The 21165-nt window shown below is 33.8% G+C and carries 12 protein-coding genes; all 12 read right to left on the minus strand.

Annotation, left to right across the window (positions count from 1 at the left end):
* Window positions 1-300: 300 nt before the first annotated feature.
* The 12 genes from MHB75_RS11915 to glmM all read right to left on the minus strand — a co-directional run bounded on the left by MHB75_RS11915 (window position 301) and on the right by glmM (window position 21146).
* Window positions 301-807 carry a VanZ family protein gene (locus MHB75_RS11915; protein ID WP_340997931.1) on the minus strand — a complete coding sequence of 169 codons (507 nt, stop codon included), beginning with the start codon at window positions 805-807 and terminating at the stop codon, window positions 301-303.
* Between the two features lie 353 nt (window positions 808-1160).
* On the minus strand, window positions 1161-1487 hold the full coding sequence (locus tag MHB75_RS11925) for a hypothetical protein (RefSeq protein WP_340997934.1): 327 nt from the start codon (window positions 1485-1487) through the stop codon (window positions 1161-1163).
* A gap of 369 nt (window positions 1488-1856) precedes the next feature.
* Window positions 1857-3212 (minus strand): transposase, encoded by a 1356-nt coding sequence (locus MHB75_RS11930; protein WP_109350943.1) that lies wholly within the window; start codon window positions 3210-3212, stop codon window positions 1857-1859.
* Window positions 3213-3631: 419 nt separating this feature from the next.
* The gene (locus MHB75_RS11935; RefSeq protein WP_340997937.1) at window positions 3632-8050 is read right to left on the minus strand and encodes an Eco57I restriction-modification methylase domain-containing protein; all 4419 of its coding nucleotides are present in this window, start codon (window positions 8048-8050) and stop codon (window positions 3632-3634) included.
* A gap of 2 nt (window positions 8051-8052) precedes the next feature.
* Window positions 8053-9051: a restriction endonuclease gene (locus MHB75_RS11940; protein WP_340997938.1), complete on the minus strand. Its 999-nt coding sequence runs from the start codon at window positions 9049-9051 to the stop codon at window positions 8053-8055.
* Between the two features lie 294 nt (window positions 9052-9345).
* A complete protein-coding gene (locus tag MHB75_RS11945; protein ID WP_340997940.1) occupies window positions 9346-10872 on the minus strand; it encodes a Tn7-like element transposition protein TnsE in 1527 nt (508 codons plus the stop codon).
* Window positions 10853-12691: a TnsD family transposase gene (locus MHB75_RS11950; RefSeq protein WP_340997942.1), complete on the minus strand. Its 1839-nt coding sequence runs from the start codon at window positions 12689-12691 to the stop codon at window positions 10853-10855. Before MHB75_RS11950 ends, MHB75_RS11945 begins: the two co-directional genes overlap by 20 nt.
* A gap of 21 nt (window positions 12692-12712) precedes the next feature.
* Window positions 12713-14392, minus strand: coding sequence for an ATP-binding protein (locus MHB75_RS11955; protein ID WP_445667007.1), 1680 nt, complete (start codon window positions 14390-14392; stop codon window positions 12713-12715).
* Window positions 14376-16514 (minus strand): Mu transposase C-terminal domain-containing protein, encoded by a 2139-nt coding sequence (locus MHB75_RS11960; protein WP_340997945.1) that lies wholly within the window; start codon window positions 16512-16514, stop codon window positions 14376-14378. The genes MHB75_RS11955 and MHB75_RS11960 overlap by 17 nt, the downstream gene beginning before the upstream one ends.
* On the minus strand, window positions 16511-17350 hold the full coding sequence (locus MHB75_RS11965; RefSeq protein ID WP_340997947.1) for a TnsA endonuclease N-terminal domain-containing protein: 840 nt from the start codon (window positions 17348-17350) through the stop codon (window positions 16511-16513). Before MHB75_RS11965 ends, MHB75_RS11960 begins: the two co-directional genes overlap by 4 nt.
* Window positions 17351-17539: 189 nt before the next feature.
* Window positions 17540-19330, minus strand: coding sequence for a glutamine--fructose-6-phosphate transaminase (isomerizing) (gene glmS / locus MHB75_RS11970; protein WP_340997949.1), 1791 nt, complete (start codon window positions 19328-19330; stop codon window positions 17540-17542).
* Between the two features lie 463 nt (window positions 19331-19793).
* Window positions 19794-21146 carry a phosphoglucosamine mutase gene (gene glmM, locus MHB75_RS11975; RefSeq protein ID WP_068450202.1) on the minus strand — a complete coding sequence of 451 codons (1353 nt, stop codon included), beginning with the start codon at window positions 21144-21146 and terminating at the stop codon, window positions 19794-19796.
* Window positions 21147-21165: the final 19 nt, after the last annotated feature.

A 21165-nucleotide genomic window follows, 5' to 3' on the forward strand; every position in this document is an offset into this window, starting at 1 on the left:
ACGCATGGATACAATTAATTAGCTCATTTTTTGAAAACGAGTGGTAATACATTCAGTACAATCATACACACCGTAAAAATCCAACACACTATATGCATAGTCGGAACCACATCTGCTAAGGCGCTCATATCATTGTGACTGATCCAATCTACAATCATCGTTATAAACGAACACAGAGTCAACGCAGTTGCTGAAAGCGCAACCCACATCGCTATATAACCTCTCTTAAACTGTAAAAGTCTGATTACTGTTGCAACAAGCGCTATACTTAAAAAAATCATCCACATGAACAATCACTCCTTAACGTAACGAATGTTGCGTTGTTACACGATTTCTTTTCAATCTCCCTAAATATCGCTTCATAATCCAGTAGCACCCATAGCCGATTGCTCCACCAAGCGTATTTAATAGTAAATCGTCCACATCAAATAATCCGAGCGTGAAAATATATTGGACTGTTTCATAGAATAAACTACACAAAAAAGTCGCCCCAATCACCTTTAGCCATGTTGGACGCTTAAAAATGAGTAGTGCCGCAAAGAAGCCAAATGGTACAAAACCAATAACATTCCCAATAAGATTACGCATCGCACTCAAAAACGTTGTCCCCTCTATTTGTACATACGATTGAATCGTATGGAAAGGCACAAGATTCACTTCTTTCAAAAAGAATAGCCCCTCCTCTTGAAACAACAATAAGCGCCCAATCTGACTGATACTATAATATTTCATCAGTAATTGATATGTTAACAATAGTAAATAGAACAGAAAAATCCCCCATAAAATCCCCTTCATTGATTTTTGCATCTTACACCCCTTTATCTTTTGTCTATACAATAGAACGCTTTATAAATGACAAAGTTACCATAAAAGGGATTATATACAAAAAATAATAGGATATAAGTGGAAAAACACTATCTCATATGAGCATTAAAAAACTGGAATTGCGCTGTTGCGCAGTTCCAGTTTTAATTACGAACTCTAGAAAATGAAATGTCTTATCTAGATTAGGCTGAAAGAATTTTCATAAGACGAGCTTCTATTTTTTCAGGTGTCATTACACCACCGCCAAGCTCAAATAATTGTTCACCCTTCTTCAAAAGAAGTGTAGGATAACTTTGAATACCTAACTGTTGTACTTGTATAAACTTTTCATGTGCTTAGGGGATATAAATATAGTTTTTTTCAACTAATGGGATATTTAGTTTTTCACAAGTATCAACAATTTTAGGATTTAATTTTTTATTTTCTTCAAAATCTTCTACAAAATCAGCAAAACTGCAAGTTAATTGCTCTTCGTTCCAATGTAAATGGATATATTTGGCTAACTCATCTTTCGTAACTTCCATATGCACTTTAATTAAATTACGAACTTTATTCATAAATTTTTCATCGTGTAATGGAACCAGAATACGTTCATTATTTCTAAATACACAAAACGCATTCACCTGACTATCAATTTCTTCTTCACTATACATATTGTACATATTAAACCTCCTATTTTTCTTTTTATAAAATACGGCCGTATCTATGTTACTCATCGATGTTGTTTATATCATAGATGAAATTAAATAGAAAATCAAAGGTGAATATTTTCCGTATTCTTCTGCAGTTCGGAGTAACATATACGTTAATTTTACTATCCATTAGACGCTATTCTTTTGGTTTGGACAATTATTTTAGGTTATATATTTTTTTATTTTGTTCTTTATTTAACTCATCTCAAGAGAAAAAATATGTTTACCTTTATGAAAATTTTTTTGTCTATTTATTTATTTTATAAATGAATCAATTTCATAATTCGATTTTTTCAAGAGCTTAGATTGCTCCGATGTAAAAACTATCGTTTTTAAAATTTATGCAGGTACTTTTGCATGACTTAATTGCGAATTGATGCGGTCAACTGCTAACTTACAGGCATTATAAATAAACGTCACTAGATTGAAATGCAATTTTGCTTTGCGACCTGTTCTGTGACGGATGTTATTTAACTGGAAATATTGCTTTAAATAAGCATTTACACGTTCTACTGCCGTACGTTCTTTATAGAGTTTCTTCCATAAATCTGAGCCACGTGCTGGAGACGTATACTTACGAATATCTGTTTCGCATTTTATTTTGAAAACCTTTTGACATAGGGAATCATCGCGTAATGGACAAGTTTCACATTCCTTTGGTCTTGTGAATTTGAGTGTCTGATATTTTTCATCAAAGCTGTCATAACGATAACTATGTTCGCGCACACAGGTTGGGCGGAAATGTTGGTCAAATCCAATTACTTCGCTCTCTCGTCGGACATTATACGGAATAACAGCACGCATTGTTTGATTTAATATTTGACGGTAAATTGGCTCGTAATCATATCCTGCATCAAAAATTGCGGTAGCGAAATGATTTGGCAAGAAGTCTGCGATTTTTTTCAACAAGGGTATAGCTGCTTTACTATCGCTTAAATTCCCTGAGGACATGATGCGAGCGACAATGTATTGACTTTTAGTTGAAACAGCTAAATGTCCCTTAAAGCCATACCAGAACGTATTTTTGCCATTACTATTTTTCTTAATTCCCCACTTCGGTTCAATGGGGATATCTTGCCAAAGTGTGTTCGTCGGAATCGTCAACTGAGCTTCTAGCTTCTTTTCATAGGTTGTTTGATTGACCTCAATCTCAGATTGTTCAGCTAACCAAATCGCTTGTTCTTCAGACGTTTTTCGACCACGTTTTTTTGGTGGAGCTGCTTCTTTTTTCTCTGAAGGCTTTGAGGCATCACGTGATTCGAAGTGTGTTGCATCAAAACCGAGACACTCGTCTTCGAGAAATCCTTCCGTCAAAGCGGCTAGGATAAGTTGATCCTGCATGAAATCTAGTACATCAGATTGACTAATGACATCAATCATACGAGAATATGACGCTTCTGACGGAACTGAATCCGAAACAAGAAATCCGCAATCCAAACGGAATAAAGGGTCGTTGACTAAACGTTTGACTAAGTCCTTTATTGTTGGAATACGTTCGACGATACGTACTATTAATGATTGAATCATGGCCCCGTAATTACATTCGCGTGGAGCACCACGCATTGTCTTTTTAGAAAAGAGATGAAAGATAGGTTGTACATCGAAAGTGGAGAAAATGGCATCAAATCGGTGCGAACTTTCCATTTCGAATAATTCTTGGATGTCAAACAGGCTAATTTGTTTTACAATAGTCATGAGGCATCATTCCTTTCGGGTGGGTTGTTTAGTCGCTACCATTATACCGAATTTGGGGAGGTGCCTCATTTTTATTTAATTTTACCCCTTGATAACAAAGGGATTGGAATTATGAAATTAACTCAAATATATGACAAAACCCCTATGAATGAAGTGAGCTTACTTCATTCTGTTGGTTTGGAATAAAGTTTGATTAAAAGTATGCTACAAACGTTGATTTTATAATAGAAGAAACCCAACATATTTTGAATAAAGTTTGATCAAAATACGTGGGTTTGGTTTTGAGCTGTATTTAATTTTTATAAAAAAGTTTGATTAAAACTAAATGGCTATTTCAACCTCTTCGGAAATCAAGCGTTGTACAATGCTGTTATAAATAATTTCTACAAATAGTTTTATAAACGATTCCTGAATTTAGATTAATTCATAGATTTTGATTTATTTTCTATAAAAGAAATTTCATTTTGAGTTAACTTATACTTCTGATATAGTTGCTTATCGATATTAGAAATGGATTGACTCCAATCAATATCTGATTTAGAAGTGAAATCTTGAATAGGTATATACGCCCATTTTTCTCCGGTGTTATCTTGAGTAATTTTTAAAATCCCTAACAGTATTCTTGTGAATTTTGTTTTAATATATTTTAATAGTGCTTCTGCTTCTTTTTCCGTATCAAAACTTCCTATGCTAATAAAAGAACGTGTATAACCAATAAGAGGTGCAGCAACTATTGGTGTACTTAATGCTTCACCTAATATACCACCTCCATTTGACACTGGAAGAATAACTTTCCATTTTTGTAGATTTTCGTGATCTTCAACATACTTTTGAGGAATGTATCTCCACGTACGTTCATTATTAAATCTCCCTAAAATTTTGTAGGAATAATTATCATTTTCTTCCTCTGTAAAAATATCTAATCTAGAAAATATAGGTTTATCAAAACGTTTATCTTTACCGTTATTACCTAGAATTTTTCTGTAGTTTGGATAATCATTATAAAGATTTTCTAAATTAAATTTTGTTTGAGTATAAATAATAGAAGGTAGTTTTTCAGCATGTGTTGACATGACTTTTAACATTATTGATTCTAATTCTGGATAAGGAATAAAAGTACCTATCTCCCCAAAACTTTCATTTTTATTATGATAAAGTATGACTAATCCACCTTTTATATCTGTATTTGGAAAAATATTAGCGGATTTTTGTTCATAATAAACAACTTTATTATGATTATCAGCCAGCATTTTTTCATTCCAAACTTTAGGTGTTTTACCAGCTTTAAATAAGAAACGACCTGGTGAAATTAAACAATATTTATCACTTAAGCTTTCAGCTAAATCATAAAAATGGTGATATATTGGATCGTCACTTGTACTAGTTCCTCCAGCTTCTATTTGATATGGAGGATTTCCTACAACTACATCAAATTTCATTTTAAAACCTCCAAAATTCTTGTTTATTTCATATACAGTATCTTCTAAATTATTCTTTATTTTTCGTGGTAAATCTTCAACATATACTAAATTTCTCATAAATTTTTCATTTACTTCATAACCATTTAAAGTCCTATAAGTGATAGTTCTTGCCATAGGGGTTTTATTTAGTGCGAAAATATTATTTTCCAATACTTCTTGCCATAACGCTTTATCTTTTTGGATATAATCGGCTTTATTCCAATTTTCATTCTCTTGCAAATAGCGACGTTGATAAATATTAAATGCCATATACAATGGATAAAGGCCTGTTTTACTATTGATTTCTAAAATTTTTGCATCTTTAGAAAATATTTCATTAGTGATTTCTCCATTATCTATATACCTGAATGAAGCATCTTTAAGTTCTTCTCTATATTCTTCGTCGTAGAAATTGTATCCACCTATCGTTTTACCTAATTGAAGATTAACTACTCTCCACGGTGTTAAAACGGTCTCCTTATCAGGGTTTTTAAATCCTGAAAAAATAGAAGTTATTTTTTCAATTCGATCTTGATAACTTAAGTTATTAGCAGATACTGCGGCTTGACGAATACGATGTCCAGCTTCGATAAAAATTTCAGGATCATAGAATTTTTTGAATTTCATAAAATCAAACTTACTAATACCTTTAGGCATAAATTCTTCCCATGAAACATCATCAACTTGCTTTACAAAATCATCTAGCGTAATATCCCTATCTAAATCTAAATTCATTCCATAAATCATTAATGGGATTCTAATCGATATACCTCGTAAAATAGTTATCATATTATTACGTTCTTTACGCAGTTTTTGTTCTGCATCTATTGCAGCTTGTTCTTCTGGAGTGCGTTCTTTCTTAGGCTTTTTCTTTCCTCTTTTTACTTTTTCTCGTTCTTGCTCATTTAAACCTGTTGTATTTACATTAATTTTTTTTATAGTTTTGGTTTGTTGTGTTTTTCCTAATTTGCCACTCAAGTCGTTGAACAAATTTATATCTTCTTGAGTAACTTCCCATAGTTCATCATTATAAATAGAGGCATCATCAAAACCTGATAAAACTGCTCTTTCAGCATACGCTTTCTTCAATTGACGCATCATCTTATCTACTGAGAAAGTTTTCATTTCATTACCTGACTGTTCAAGCACAGGTAAGAAATTTAAAAGTGTCCCTAATTTATCTCTTTGATCATTCGTATTTAAAACTCCTGCTTTAGGTGACATTGATACAGATTTCGCTAAAATATTTAATGCTCTATCTGGAGCAAAATCAAAAATATAGGCTTTTTTCTTCATACCTAGAATTTCATCGGAAAATGGTGTTTGTGCACGAAAAGCTGCTTGAAGATAATTTTGCGCACTCGTAGTATTGTTTAAAAATACTACGCCATTTAAAGCAGGAATATTTACACCTGTTGTTAATTTTCTAACTGTTAGAATGATTGTTTTTGTTGCTGATGGTCTGTCTGTAATCACTTTACGAACACGTACCAAATCTTTATCATTTTCACCAGCAATTTCATTATCATTGTCATTTACAATATTCACTACAGAATATTCACTAAAAACAGCGTGATGGTCTAGCAATTCTTTCAATGCTCTAGCTGATGCTCTACTTGGAAGCAACCAAAGTGTATGTCGAATACTTTCTCTAAATTCTTCAGTCGAAAAAGGATAATTGGTCTTTCCGTCTGTTGAAATTTGATCAAGCCATTTAATAATCGACGATTCATGTACAAATTTCCCACTATTATCTTCTACTTTAAAAAACTCCGCGAAATCAAAATATTTATCGCTACTTTCATATTGTTTATCTACTGCCATTTGGAATGTGTACATTTCTACTTCAGGTAATGCTTCATATGGATTAACCTTTTCTGGGTTCTCTAGTGAAAAGCGAATTTTAGCTTGTTGCTCCATAATATAATCCCAAGTGAATACTTGTTCTTCACTAAATTCATCAAGGATATTAAAAGGTGTACCTGATAATTCCAACATTTTAGTTTCTGTTTTCATAAGACTTTCATAAAGTCTATCACCACGATCTGTTTGTGTACCTTCATGTGCTTCATCAACGACAATTAAATCCCAATTTATTTCAAAAAACTCACTATTTTTTTCGTGTTTGCCTCCTACTTCAATTGCACCACGTAAATCTTGTATAGACACAAAATAAATAAAAGGTGTTTTACCATTAGCCAATTTTCTTAAGTCTTTTTCACCTTTTATTTTCGAAGCATATTCATATCCTTCTTTAGCCATTTCTATTTTCTTAAAATCCTCAAACCAGGAATCTGAAACAACTGGTCGATGGGTCATTACTAAAACTTTTTCATACTTGTTCCTTTTAATTAACTCATAAGTAGAAAGTGTTTTACCAAAACGCATTTTAGCATTCCAAAGTACCTTGTTATGTTTTTTGAATGCTTTAGTTGCTTGATTTACAGCTGCTGTTTGTTCAGAACGCAAATTAATTTTAGGTAAATCGATATCATTTTTACTATCAATAGAACTTCTACCTTCTTTTACAGCTTTTATAGCAGCTTTTGCAGTTTCTAAATCTACTTCAAACCACTCTGTACCATCTAACTTTTCAGATCGTTTATAACCAGAACGCAACAATACCTCATGAACATCTTTGTCGCTAAACCAACGTTTAGATTCCTTAATCCAAGCTAGCTCTGCCCAACTAATTTTTGCGGGAACCCCGGATGTTTTCATATAACTATTAATTCTTTTTTTCGTTATTGACTGTAAAAAATCACTATTAGGTGACCAGTTTTCTTCTTGATCTTCTTCAGGAGCTGTTGTTTCACCTATTTTTTCATTACCTTCATACACTGACCAATTTCCACTATTATTGTCAGCTGTTTGTACATAAACTATTTTACGTTCCCTGTTATTTTTGAACCTTGATACTACAGTCGGTTCAACAAATTCACTTCTAATAATTTTAATATCATTCTGTGTAGTAATATACCACTGCAAAATTATTCTTAATTGATTTAAAGCTCTATAAGCTAATTCTTCATCGTCCACTACACTATGAGCGCCCATGTTCCCACTACTTTTTATGTCATAAAAAAGGTTAATAATTGCTGATGGAATATCATATTTTTTAGATTTAATGATCGATAATTTATCATTAAATGTTGCTCTATTCGGTACAAAATCATAATTCAAATCAATTATTAAGCTTGTCAATGAGTCTACTATTTTTCTAACATTCACTAATGTATTATCAAAAGCTTTTAAAGCAAAATCTAATTCTGCTTGTGTAGCTATTTTATAGAATTCTGTTAAATCACTATCTAATTTCATGAATTCAAAGTTAGATTTCTTCAATTGAATATCAAATCTTTCAAGTGTTTCACTCACAGTCAATTGGCCCCTTTATCAAAATACTCCATTTTATTTGTTTCCCAATTCATTATTTTTACTCTTTTACCTGGAATAATTTTAAAATCTTCCACTTCTTCATTAACTTCTTCAAATATAAAATCAAAGCTCATTTGAACTTCTTTTGTTTTTTTTATTTTTTCTGACAATGGTGAAATATAATACAATCCAGAATTTTTCATTGGAATACCCTGTTTTTTCGCTATTCCATCCATTTGAAAAACATTGTAACTTATAATCACAGCAATTTTCTTAAATTCCTCATATAATGGTTCTTGTTGCCACTTATCAACATAATAATCTCGATATGTGTATAAAAGATTTTCTCGAGCCAACAATAACGAATCACCATTCCACTCAAAACCGTAACTTGCTTGGTACGCTAATTCAACTAAACGTTGCCATTCAGCTTTATCAGTAATCTTAGTATTAATTCTTGTTAATTTTCGATCTACAAAGCCCACCCGTTTATTTATAGATATTGATTCACCTGTAACAGTATCATAACGTGTTGCCATATATGGGCCTTCTCCACATGTTATTTCAAGCCAGGTACGTCTTGCATATGTTTCTAAATCGTCTTCTAAATATTCTTTATCTACTAGATCATTTTGTTTTTTTACAATCCAAATAGGTGTGAATACTTCCGCACTCGATTTTGTTCTCTCTTTTTGAAGTTTTTGAGTTTTTAAAACACGGGGCATGATTAATTGACCATTTCTCCCAGTCACTAATTCAGGTTTTATTTGTGCAGTTGGTCCATAGATTTCACGTCCCCTATTCACATAATTTTCGTTAGCCCAAATAATATTTTTTATAGTTTTTTCCGTCGTTAAAGTTCGATCGATTAATAATATATCTAAAATCTCTGGCATTTTTTCACGTATACTATTTTCAGATATATCTGCAGATTTTAAATTTCTATTTATTTCATTTCCAAATAATGATAGTCGATTTTCGTTTGACCTATTATCTTGCACAGCTACCTTCCTTCCGAAGCTCTTTTAATAAAGCACGTATTAATTCTCAAAGTGAAGTTTTAATTAAATTTATTGTATCATAATAGATTTTAAATTAATTTATCAAAATCTCCTCTCTGAACCTCTACATTTGACTCTTTTGCTCCAACATTTCCAAAAATGACTCAATCACCTAGCACCGATAGAATATCGCCACCAGATGGCTACTTAGTCTTTTTATAGCTGTCTACTTGACAGGGGGAAGTCCAACATTTAATAATAAAAGTTAGTTATTTCAAATAACAGGATTGCATGTTACATCATTTTATTAAACAACAACTTCGCTCTATGTTTATATCCCTTCTTACTATGCTTTGCTTTTCGTACGACTACATTTCTTTGTCCCAGACTTTCAAGTACATCTCTTTCCCACGTTCCACTACTATTCACTAGGTTTAATAACAAACCATCAATCAATTGATTCCAATTAACCGATACTGTAGCAGATAGGAGCAACATAGATAGTGCACGATTTTCTCGTTCTACTTCTAAAATTTTAAACTCGTTGCCGTTAAACAAACTAACTGTCGCTAGTGCATACTGACGAGGGGCTATACCATTTTCTAAATAACTAAACTTTCTATTTCCATCAAGGGTTGGTAGCGAACCTAATTGTATATTAATAGTTTGTACTTCTTTGTAGTCCTCTAGTTCTTGTAATATATATACAAATCCGCCCAATTCCCCTTCTGCCTGGACTTGCTGCAAAGATTGATGTTCAATCCCTCGAGCTAAACGATTACCACCTGTATCGGATGCTGAACGAATTCCTGTATCTTTAAATGTATATTGTTTCGTACTTTCATCTTCGTATGTTCGTTGCTTTGTTGATTTACCTTGAACCTTTACAATACTTGGTGATTCAGTGTATTTATGAACTTGTTTATTCATTTCAATTAATTCAAAATCTTCTGTTGCACCTTCTACCGTTTCATCTATTATCTTTTCCTTTTCTTCAGTAGATGATTTTAATTCACGCATCGTATATTTTTTAGGTTCATTAGATTTTTCATATTTTGATATTTCCGGATGTGAAAATGATATGACGTCAAATGGTATTTCCTTGTTCTTCACTTCATTTACTTTTAAAATTACCCCTCCGGTTTTTACAACCGCTTTAATTGAAATAGGTTGTTGAAATAACCACTCAAACTTCAATTCACTCGTATTTAAAAATGTATAGGCAATATTTTCGAACGTTCTTCTTAAATCTCGATTACCTAATAACCATACTAACTGATATAAAAAGCTTTTTTTCGTGTATTTCAGATTATATTGAGACGAAAAGCTCAACTGAATTTGTGCTTCAGTATAGTTTTCAATGAAATACTGTGGAAAAGAGTTCATTTCAAATAAACGATATAGTAAAAAGCGATTGGGTGCTAAGATACTACGAACTACTTCAATTAATGGCAATGTATACGATTTATTATTAAACTTCACTATAAAACTACGTGACATATCCGTATCATTCGTTCCTTGTACAGTCCATTCTCTCTCTGTATAACGTACTGATTGCGGGAAAATCGTCAAATCAACTTCTTCTATATTTTCTGGTGGCAAACTATGACGTAAATCACCATTTATATACATGTGTTGAATAGCTAATGCAGGTAACATCCCCCAATCTGTTAAGATTTTTTCAGTTTTCCCTTTCGCTCTAAAATACGCATAAATCATGATTTTTTTCTCATACTTAAAAGGAGAACTAATCCAAATTAATTGAGCTTGTTCTCCTTTAGCGAATGGCCAGTTTTTCAATTTATATACTTTGTTGTTCATCTCTTTTCACATCCTGGCTTATTTGAATGTATTTAGATAACTCATCTTTTATTTCATGAAAATGATGCGACTTTACCGCTGCTATCCGTTGCACTTTCCAAAGTTTTATCACTTCATTTTCTTCTAGCATCTGGTCAATTACCTTACAACAACGTCGAATTTGGAATGATTGAACAGTTTCTGTTATCACATCGAACAAAGCTTTCGTATTCGGTAACTTATCCAAATTCCTCTCTATATTTGCTGTAATGCCTAATCGCTTACCGATTAAAGACTTCGTTATTCGAACGGGTTTCTCAACAGTTAATAATTGCTGATATAACTTCTTGATACGCTGCACATATTCTCGATCGCGCGCGTTCCAATCCACAAGTCTATTCGGTTCTGTACGCTTTAGTTGTATTGGTAAGTTAGCCATTAGCCACTCTTTATCGTATCTATACAAATACATATACTGTTTACAGAGTTGATCCCTTATTTCAGTTCGAGTTAATTCTGGTTGGGTGCTTATCATTTCAATTAGGTCACTGCGATAGGGTTCTAGTCTATCCAGCTGAATTGGGGTTACTACTTCCAGAGTAGGTTCATCTGCATATTTTTTAACGGTTTTAGAATCTACACCTAACTCCTTTGCAATAGCTCGAATACTCATTCCTGTATTCATCAATTCGTTTAATCTTCTATTCCATACTTGACCGAAAACTTTTATTCTACCAATTTTATATTGATTTTCCACATTATAATCGGGTCCTTTACGTGCATACACAAAACCACAAGAACAACAAAATGTACCGATTGGAGCTTTTGTTTTAAAATCCCTTGTAACTTTTACAGATGGTATAACTAACTTTTTATAATGTTTCGCAGCTCTATTCAAACACGGGTAAGGACCTTTTCCAAATGGACCGTTATCTACTATCAAATTCACTACATCTTGCTTCAAGTATAAAAACATCAATAAGTGTCGTAATGGGTGTACATGCCTCTTTGAATTACGAGTTAATACTTTCACCCAATTATATTCATCTTCTTCATTAAATTCGCTCTCATAGTTCGTTAAAAGCTCTTCTGATAAGTCGATTTTTATCATTTGATATAAATCTTGTTGTCTCACCCGATTGGCGGCTGTAATTAAATTTTTCTTTCTAAGTAACGCCTTATACATCGTACTAATTTCTACTTTGGTTAATGAATGTAATGGTATTTGTAGTAGTTTATATGCTTGCTTTGCTAATTGAATAGCTATCTCTTCATATGGATCCACTTCGTATAAATCTGATAGATTCATGTAGCGTAATTCAAAACGAATGTATTCGATGCGACTGTCGCCTGTTACCTGATACTCCCTCAACGGAATTTCATGGTGTGCACAATAACTTATTCCTTGTAATTGATGTTCTCGGTGAATATACGGCTCTCCATACTTATCTGAATCAGATTTAGCACACATAGCACAGTAATATAGCCCATCTTTACGACAAATGCCTCCAGCTACAATACCAAGCCTTGTATATAAAGCCTGTCCATTATTTTTGACATCTTCTAAAATCTCTAGCTGTCTTTGTTTAGATAAAAATGAAGCATAGTAAGGATAAATCGTATGGTTAGCTAATAAATACTCTACCGAATATTGAGATCCTAAATTCTCTACCAATTTAGTGAAATGACTACCGATCTCCACACTTGGTATCACAGAACGACTATCAAATAACTCTTCTAATGTATCTTTACAATCAAGATTCCCACTATAAAAATGATAACGCGCAATAGCTGAATACAATAATTCATCTGGATATGGATTCGTGAAGAAAGGTAGCATTTGATTACCTCCTAAAATAATTTAATAGAATTCTTCCACCGGGTTCTTAATATAATTATCTTTAATTAATACCTCATACGGATGTTTTTTCTGCTTCAATGCTCTTTCTCTAGCATCCAATAGAGGTAACACTTTATCTGAAATTACGATATGCTGTTTCTTCTCTTTAGCTTTTTGATTCAATTCAATTAACTGTGGAATAAGCTGAGCTTTTAGCATGTTATAGTCTGTTTCTATCGGCATATTCTCTACTATTTGTTTTGTAACTTTGATGATTTCATTTGAAGTTAAAACATCAAAAATACCGATTGCTGCAACTTCTCCACTTAGACCTTCAATCAAATCTTGACGTTTATATGCTAACGTATTTTTCCGCTCTTTCATTGCCTCTTTAATGCGTCCTTCATATTCGGTACTTTGCTTATGACTTTGCATTAATTCATCTAAATTAATCATAATATCTTCATACTTATACATGGCTCTAAAATCATTTTTCCGAATTGCACTTAACATTGGTTGAATGATTTTCATATCTTCTTTTGCTGTTTTCTTTAAAACGCTCGACGTCAATCGCTCTGCTTCATTCGATTCATCATATAAGGCTCTCTCTTGAGCTAGTATGAATAGATTAACAGCAACTGAAGTAATTCCCTGACATTCACTGTAGAAAGTTTTTTTAACGTCCTCTGTAAGCTCTGAATATGTTTTAAGGCATTGTAACTCCCATAAGGTTTCTAAAAAGAATTCCCATTCCTCACTATCCTCACCCATACGATCCCAAATAATCGAACCCTCACTTGCTGCACGACGAGCTTGTCGGAAGTTTCCTTTAAATAATTGTTGTGCTTTAGATGTACCTATCAAAACTGTAGGAATGCCTACTGTATTAGATAATGTCACGAAGAAATTAAGCATCTCTTCTTGATCATTTTTCGCGTGCAATAAATGTTGAATCTCATCAATTACTAATACTCCAATACCATACATACTAGCTAATGAGGTCATATGCAATAGCATCGTTGATGTTACACGATTCAAATACCCAAACTTCTCTAAATAACGCGTACCTAACAAATCATCTATCGCTTTAAAAAAGCTTTTACACAGCGTAGAAAGGCTACCATCATACGGACAATCAATTTTCAGCCAAACAATTTGTGTACGATTGAATGGTTGTTCTTCATACTTCTCATGCTTAATTACTTGTGGATACATTAATAACAAGCGCTCAATTGCTGTTGTTTTTCCAATACCTGAAATGCCGATAATCGATAAACTATCTGCTGTGGAGCGAATATAATTCAAACGTTCATCTATATATTTGTATGCCTCTTCTTCATCTTCTCGTAATTGATGCAAAACTCGAATACGTTCAAGAAATGTTTTATCTAAAGGGTTTCTAGCTAAGTATCCCCTACGGATTAATGTAGATAATCGACGTTCTACTTCGAAATGAATGGGTAAAGGTTGAATAAAGTTCTTTATACGTTTAAGCACATGATAACGAATATTTGTCTCACTTTGCTTATCTTGATTTGTAATTCGCGGTGTCACCACAAATCGATCCATCACATCATCTTCACTCAAAATAGGCGGGAGCGCCTCAATAAAGGGGTTTTCACTGTATTCCGACAGTTTCTGCTCTTTATACGCAGCTTCTTCAAAGTTGCCTTTTAAAACTCCATTAGTCATCTTTTCCATGCTGCTCATCTCGTTTCTTTCGTAATTTAGTTATCAAACGTGAACTAGACTGTTGATTAGTTTCTTTTTTAATAAAACTAACGACTTCCGCTTTTCCAGATTTTTTTTCGACATCTAAATCAAACTGTTCATCCTGTCTATTCATTAATTTCTCTGCCTGTCGGTTTACTTTAATATTCTTAAGTTTTTCTGCTTTTGTTTGATTTATATTAAGCGTATTTTTCTTTTGGTTAGTTGCTTCTTTAATAATTAATTCAATTGCTGAATCTGTATTAACAGTATTCTCTAATTGCTGATTTTTTTCATTAGATTTCACCTCTTGTAAAAGTTGTTTATAAAATTCAACTTCGTCCAAAGAGTTATCTTTATATTGCACACTTGCATCTAATAAATAGCATATATCGAAACTTTTTCCACCATTATGTGGTATATAGATTTGATTCATTGACCTTGGATCATAGACTACTTCAATACTTTGATTTTTCATTTTTAAATACCATTGTTCGTTTAAAGCTTTTTCCGAACCGTATGCTAATCCTTTAAATTTAATTCCTGCTCTAGTTATACGAGCGTTGGCTTTTGGTAGTAAGTTCATTCTAAATTGATTTCGATTAGTTACAGATTGTAACCTTCCTTTTTTATTTGCTATGCCCCAATTCCATAAATTAATTGGTGTCGCTGTAATTTGATCTACTATCATTTCTTTCTCTAAAGGATATTTATCAATATTTTTTTGATTATGGTGCAATACTAAATGAATAATAATTTGTGTGAATTCTTCGAGAGTAAGACTAGCATCTAAACGATAGTCTCTATCGCCACGTTCTCGATATTCTTTTTGTATAGCCCCTGGTGCTTTTCTTTTGATTTTTCCATTCAGGGTACGAAATTGACGTTCAATAATCCCTTTTAAGTCCCCACGATATGGCGATGTGTTTTCAATTTTTATATTCAGATTGTTTATTAAATTCTCAACTGAATATCCTTCAAACTCTCCTCTATCAGCGATAATAATTTCTGGTAAATGTTGAGCAGGCCATTGATTTTGATTAATTTCAATATCGTACTCCTTACAAAAGTCAACTTTGTTAGTCACCATATTATCTAATGCCATCATTGCACCTATCCATGAAGGACCCTCTAACCCTACATAAATCCCTACTAGTAACCTTGAATAAACATCAACAACCCCATAAACTATTGGTCTTCCTATTATTAAATTACGGTCAAATGAGCTAACTAAATAAATATCTGCAATTGTTGCATCTACTTGAAAACGTGTCCCTGGTCCATCAGTTTCAAAAGCAGAATGACTCAAAATAGGTCTATGTTTTAATTCATACTCTTTTGAACTATTACGAAGTCTAAAATCTAATTGAGGTTCTTCAAACTTTTTAAACCAATAATAAAATTGATGATATGTTGGGATGCGTGTATCATCCCATATCTTGTACTTTAAAACTTCACCTTCATAATATTTATCCGCATAAAATTCTCTTAATAAATGTTCATAAGTATCAGTAAGCGTCAGCTGTTCTTTCTTTCGATAATATTTTTTCATAACATGACTAAACTGCTGTTTAATATCTTCAGTAATATTAATACCTTTAGATGAGTAACTTCTAGGTCTTCCTACTTTAGCTGTCGCAGACAATTGACGCTCTTTTCCTTTTGCACCTGAACGTATATAATCTGGCAATAAAGCATTCTTATTTAATCCTCTTTGCCAAAAACGTGTAAACGAGCGTTTCACTTTTAGTTTTGAAACGTTATTATTTTCAGCTAATTCTTCAAATATCGCATTACGTTGTTTTTTATTTAGTAACTCTTTTTTATATAAATCCCAACCTATCGAAACAATATTCCAGTCTTCGTCACGTTTTTCTTTTTGTACCTCTGTTAAATCCTTATCTACGTAAGTCATTAAATATGGATCTGAAACTAATAATAAAATGCTTGATTGAATTTCAGTTTCTAAATCAGCTAAATTAATTGTTTTAGGCATAGCAGTATCGCCTTCTAACTCAACAAAATATGCAACTAATTCATCAACTTCAATAATTCGAATTCGATTTTTTTCATCTCTATCTACATATTGATATACCTGATTATAAAAAATCATATTGCTTCCACCTTCTTGGAAAAATCTCTTCTTACATATTTGACGTTTAGTTGCTGATTGACATCTAATTTTTGTGCCATATCTATTTCAATAACCTTTGTCATTAGTAAATGCTTAAATAATGATAATCCACAACCACTACTCATTCCAAAGTTATGATCAAAATCTGAAGCAATTTGACGTATCGTTTGTTTAGCTTCCAATAATAACCTAATAAAATAAATACTCATATCTTCTAATTCTTCAATACGTATATTTTCGAATCCTTCAATGACTAAAAGGTTTGAATAACCATGAATAAATGCAATATTATGTGCCATATCTTTGGGTACTTCTAACTCTGTTACAATCCCCCAATCCACTTCTTGCCTTTCCCAAAAAACACGCTCTATTTCAAATTTTTCTAATACACGTTTATCCATTAATTCATCTTTATATTTCAATGTTCTAGCAAACTTTTTAACTTCTGTATTGTTCTTAGTTGTTACTAAAAAATCTGTTGTCATCACTATTGGTTCTCCACTTTTAGGGTCTGTGGGGTGTTTAATTCCTAATTCATTTGCAATAATAATCGTTTCCTCAATTGGTAGCAAAGGGTACTGTTCTTGAATATCTTCCACTAAATCCGAATATTCCAATAAATAAAAGTAATTTCGTTCTAAATCTGAAAGAAATTCAAATTGTCTTGGAATCTTATGTCCTTTTAATCGAGTAACCCTTCCCAATGAAGGTACATCCTGAATAGTTATCCAAGGTTTATAATCGCTTCCAATACCTTGTCCGTAACCCTCTTTCATTCTTTTCTCATACGAACTTGAACGTTTTCTTTTAGCCATATACTCCCTCCTCCTTATTAATTTTAATTCTAAAACAAAAAACAACCTCTTATGGACATCATACCCATAGAGGTTGTTTTAATCAAACTTTATTATAAATAATCAAACTTTGTTTTAAATGAACGAACTTTATTATAAATGATCAATCTTTTTTATAAAACTACACATTCATAGGGGTTGAAAATATTTCTACTCCACTGTCACACTTTTCGCTAGGTTACGTGGTTTATCCACGTCACAGCCGCGTTGTAGGGCTGCGTAGTAGCTGATTAGTTGTACTGGGACAACTGCTGCTAGTGGTGATAGTAATGGGTGTACGTGCGGGATTGTGATGGCATCGTTTGCTTCTGCCATGCCTTCCATTGAGATGATGCATGGGTTTGCGCCGCGTGCTACGACTTCCTTCACGTTACCGCGTAAATTCAGTGCGACTTCTTTTTGTGTCGCAAGTGCGATGACAGGTGTGCCGTCTTCGATTAAAGCGATCGTACCGTGCTTCAATTCACCGCCAGCAAATCCTTCTGCTTGAATATACGAGATCTCTTTTAATTTTAGTGCGCCTTCCATACTCACGTAGTAATCCATGCCACGTCCGATGAAGAATGCGTTACGTGTTGTTGCTAAGAATGATTCTGCTAGTTTAGCAAATTCTTCTTTGCGATCAATAATTGATTGAATCGCATTCGCCGCAATACCTAATTCTTTCTTCAACTCGATTTCTGGTTGGTCTGCCACAACATACGCTGTAATCGCTAATACTGCAACTTGTGCTACATAGGCTTTTGTTGACGCTACTGCGATTTCTGGACCTGCATGTAATAGTAATGTGTAGTCAGCTTCACGTGATAATGTTGAGCCTGGTGCATTCGTCATCGTTAATGCTTGATAGCCTAATTCTTTCACCTTCACTAATACTTGGCGGCTATCTGCTGTTTCACCTGATTGTGAGATGAAGATGAATAATGGTTTTTTCGATAGTAATGGCATGTTATAGCCAAACTCACTTGCAATATGCACTTCTACAGGGATTTTGGCAAGCTTTTCAAAGTACTGTTTACCGATTAATCCTGCGTGGTAGCTCGTACCTGCAGCAATAATATATAGACGATCTGCTTCTTGAATCGCTTGTTGAATCGCTGGGTCAATCGTTAATTGACCTGCTTCATTTTCATACTTCTGTGTAATGCGACGAACGACTGCTGGTTGTTCATCCATCTCTTTTAACATGTAGTGTGGGTATGTGCCTTTATCAATATCGCTCAAATCAAGTTCTGCTTTATACGGTGCGCGTTCTACAACGGTTCCGTCTAACTTTTGGATTTGAATTGAATCTGCTGTCACAATCACCATTTCTTTATCATGTAATTCAATAAATTGATCTGTTACGTGTAACATCGCCATAGCATCTGATGCCACAACATTGAACTGTTCGCCAACACCTACTAATAGTGGGCTACCTTTTTTCGCTACATAAATGACATTTGCTTCTTCTGCATCTAATAAAGCTAACGCATAAGAACCTTCTACTAATGTTAGTGTTTTACGGAAAGCTTTTGCTGTTGTCATACCTTCATTTGAAAAGTGTTCAATTAATTGCGCAATGACTTCTGAATCCGTATCACTCGTCATCGTTACACCTTGTAAATATTCATCTTGTAATAAATGATAGTTTTCAATCACACCATTGTGTACTAATGTAAAACGTTTTGAAGCACTTTGATGTGGGTGTGCATTCACATAGTTTGGTACACCATGTGTCGCCCAACGTGTATGTCCAATTCCTGTTGTTGCATCTACTGTCATGTCCACGACATCACGTAAATCTGCAATACGTCCTTTTTCTTTGAATACCTGTACACCCGCTGCATTCTCTACTGCAATACCCGCTGAGTCATAACCACGATACTCTAATTTTTCTAGTCCCTTCAACAAAATTTCCTTTGCATCTAGTTGACCAATATAACCTACGATTCCACACATATTTAATTCCTCCGATATTTTGCAAATTATGAAAAGAGAAAAAGTCCATAGCAATGAAAGTTCGTATAGAAATTCCCTTACGAACAGTTTCTCTATCTCTCTATGATTTGCCATTTCATCTCTTTGTCTAGCGAATCACTTCACTATTTTAAAGATGAACTTACGATCGGGCTGTCGACCGGGAGGCATCCGCCGAAACTTTCGATACTCCTCCACCTCGTCTACTGAAGATACTTGTCGTCCGATTTCTTCAGTACTGGCGCTATAACTGTTTTTCCGATTTACGCTTCTACACAATCCTCCTCAGCAAATTATCAGAACTATATCATAAACGGTAAAAGAATATACGTCAATTTAAAACAGGTAGATATCATTTTATTTATATAATATTCCCAATTTCCCAGGAAATAAACACGAAAAAAGACAGTGTCAGCTTATTTCCAACACTGTCTTTTGAATGATGTTATTCAGCTAAACCCATTTCTTCTTTTACCACTGCTGCAATACGTTCGCAATATGCGTCGCATTGTTCTTTCGTTGAAGCTTCGACCATTACACGTACAAGCGGTTCTGTACCTGATGCACGTACTAACACACGTCCATCGCCATTCATTTCCGCTTCTACAGCCGCGATTGTTTCAGCTACTTTTTCATTTTGTGTCACAGCATGTTTATCTGTTACACGTACATTGATTAATTTTTGTGGGAAGATGGTCATTTCAGCTGCTAATTCTGATAAGCGCTTACCTGTCATCTTCATTGTGTTCACAAGTTGTAAGCCTGTTAATAAGCCATCACCTGTCGTATTGTAATCAAGGAATACGATATGTCCAGATTGCTCACCGCCGACATTGTAGCCACCTTCACGCATCGCTTCTACAACATAACGGTCTCCTACTTGTGTTTGAATACTCTCTATTCCTTCTGCTTCCAGTGCTTTATAGAAGCCCATGTTACTCATCACCGTTGAAACCACTGTATTCTTGTTTAAACGACCTTTTGCATGATGATATTTTGCACAGATATACATAATTTGATCGCCATCTACAATCTGTCCTTTTTCATCGACTGCAATTAGGCGGTCGCCATCACCATCGAACGCTAAACCGACATCAGCACCCTTTTCAAGCACGAATTCAGCTAATGCTTCTGGATGTGTTGAACCTACGCCGTCATTAATATTTAAACCGTTTGGTGAAGCACCCATTGATGATAAATCAGCTTCTAGGTCAGCATATAAATGTGTCGCAAGTGATGACGTTGCACCATGTGCACAGTCAAAAGCAATATGAATATTTGAGAAATCTTCATCTACTGTTTGTTTTAAGTACTGGATATATTTAAGTCCACCTTCAAAGTAGTCACTCACAGAGCCTAAATCAGCACCTGTTGGACGAGGTAGTGTATCTTCATCTTGATCTAAAAGCGCTTCGATTTCCGCTTCTTGTTCATCTGATAATTTAAAACCATCTGGACCGAAGAATTTAATCCCATTATCTTCTACAGGATTGTGTGATGCTGAAATCATAACGCCTGCATTTCCACTCATTGCGCGTGTTAAATAAGCAACGCCCGGTGTACTAATAACGCCCAAACGCATAACCTCAGCACCAATTGAGATTAGCCCTGCTACTAATGCACCTTCTAACATCTCACCTGAAATACGCGTATCGCGACCAATTAATACCTTTGGACGTTCTGTTGCGTCTTTTGTTAAGACATATCCTCCAAAGCGACCTAATTTAAATGCTAACTCAGGGGTTAGCTCACTATTAGCGACGCCACGTACGCCGTCTGTACCAAAATATTTACCCATTTGATTTTTTCTCTCCTTC

This window comes from Kurthia sp. FSL E2-0154, assembly GCF_038003625.1.
Lineage (GTDB): Bacteria > Bacillota > Bacilli > Bacillales_A > Planococcaceae > Kurthia > Kurthia gibsonii.

Bases quoted from the DNA above. Each gene is read 5' to 3' on its own strand.
- MHB75_RS11915 (WP_340997931.1), bottom strand. From the start codon at position 807: ATGCAAAAATCAATGAAGGGGATTTTATGGGGGATTTTTCTGTTCTAT.
- MHB75_RS11925 (WP_340997934.1), bottom strand. From the start codon at position 1,487: ATGTACAATATGTATAGTGAAGAAGAAATTGATAGTCAGGTGAATGCG.
- MHB75_RS11930 (WP_109350943.1), bottom strand. From the start codon at position 3,212: ATGACTATTGTAAAACAAATTAGCCTGTTTGACATCCAAGAATTATTC.
- MHB75_RS11945 (WP_340997940.1), bottom strand. From the start codon at position 10,872: ATGAACAACAAAGTATATAAATTGAAAAACTGGCCATTCGCTAAAGGA.
- MHB75_RS11950 (WP_340997942.1), bottom strand. From the start codon at position 12,691: ATGCTACCTTTCTTCACGAATCCATATCCAGATGAATTATTGTATTCA.
- MHB75_RS11955 (WP_445667007.1), bottom strand. From the start codon at position 14,392: ATGGAAAAGATGACTAATGGAGTTTTAAAAGGCAACTTTGAAGAAGCT.
- MHB75_RS11960 (WP_340997945.1), bottom strand. From the start codon at position 16,514: ATGATTTTTTATAATCAGGTATATCAATATGTAGATAGAGATGAAAAA.
- MHB75_RS11965 (WP_340997947.1), bottom strand. From the start codon at position 17,350: ATGGCTAAAAGAAAACGTTCAAGTTCGTATGAGAAAAGAATGAAAGAG.
- glmS (WP_340997949.1), bottom strand. From the start codon at position 19,330: ATGTGTGGAATCGTAGGTTATATTGGTCAACTAGATGCAAAGGAAATT.
- glmM (WP_068450202.1), bottom strand. From the start codon at position 21,146: ATGGGTAAATATTTTGGTACAGACGGCGTACGTGGCGTCGCTAATAGT.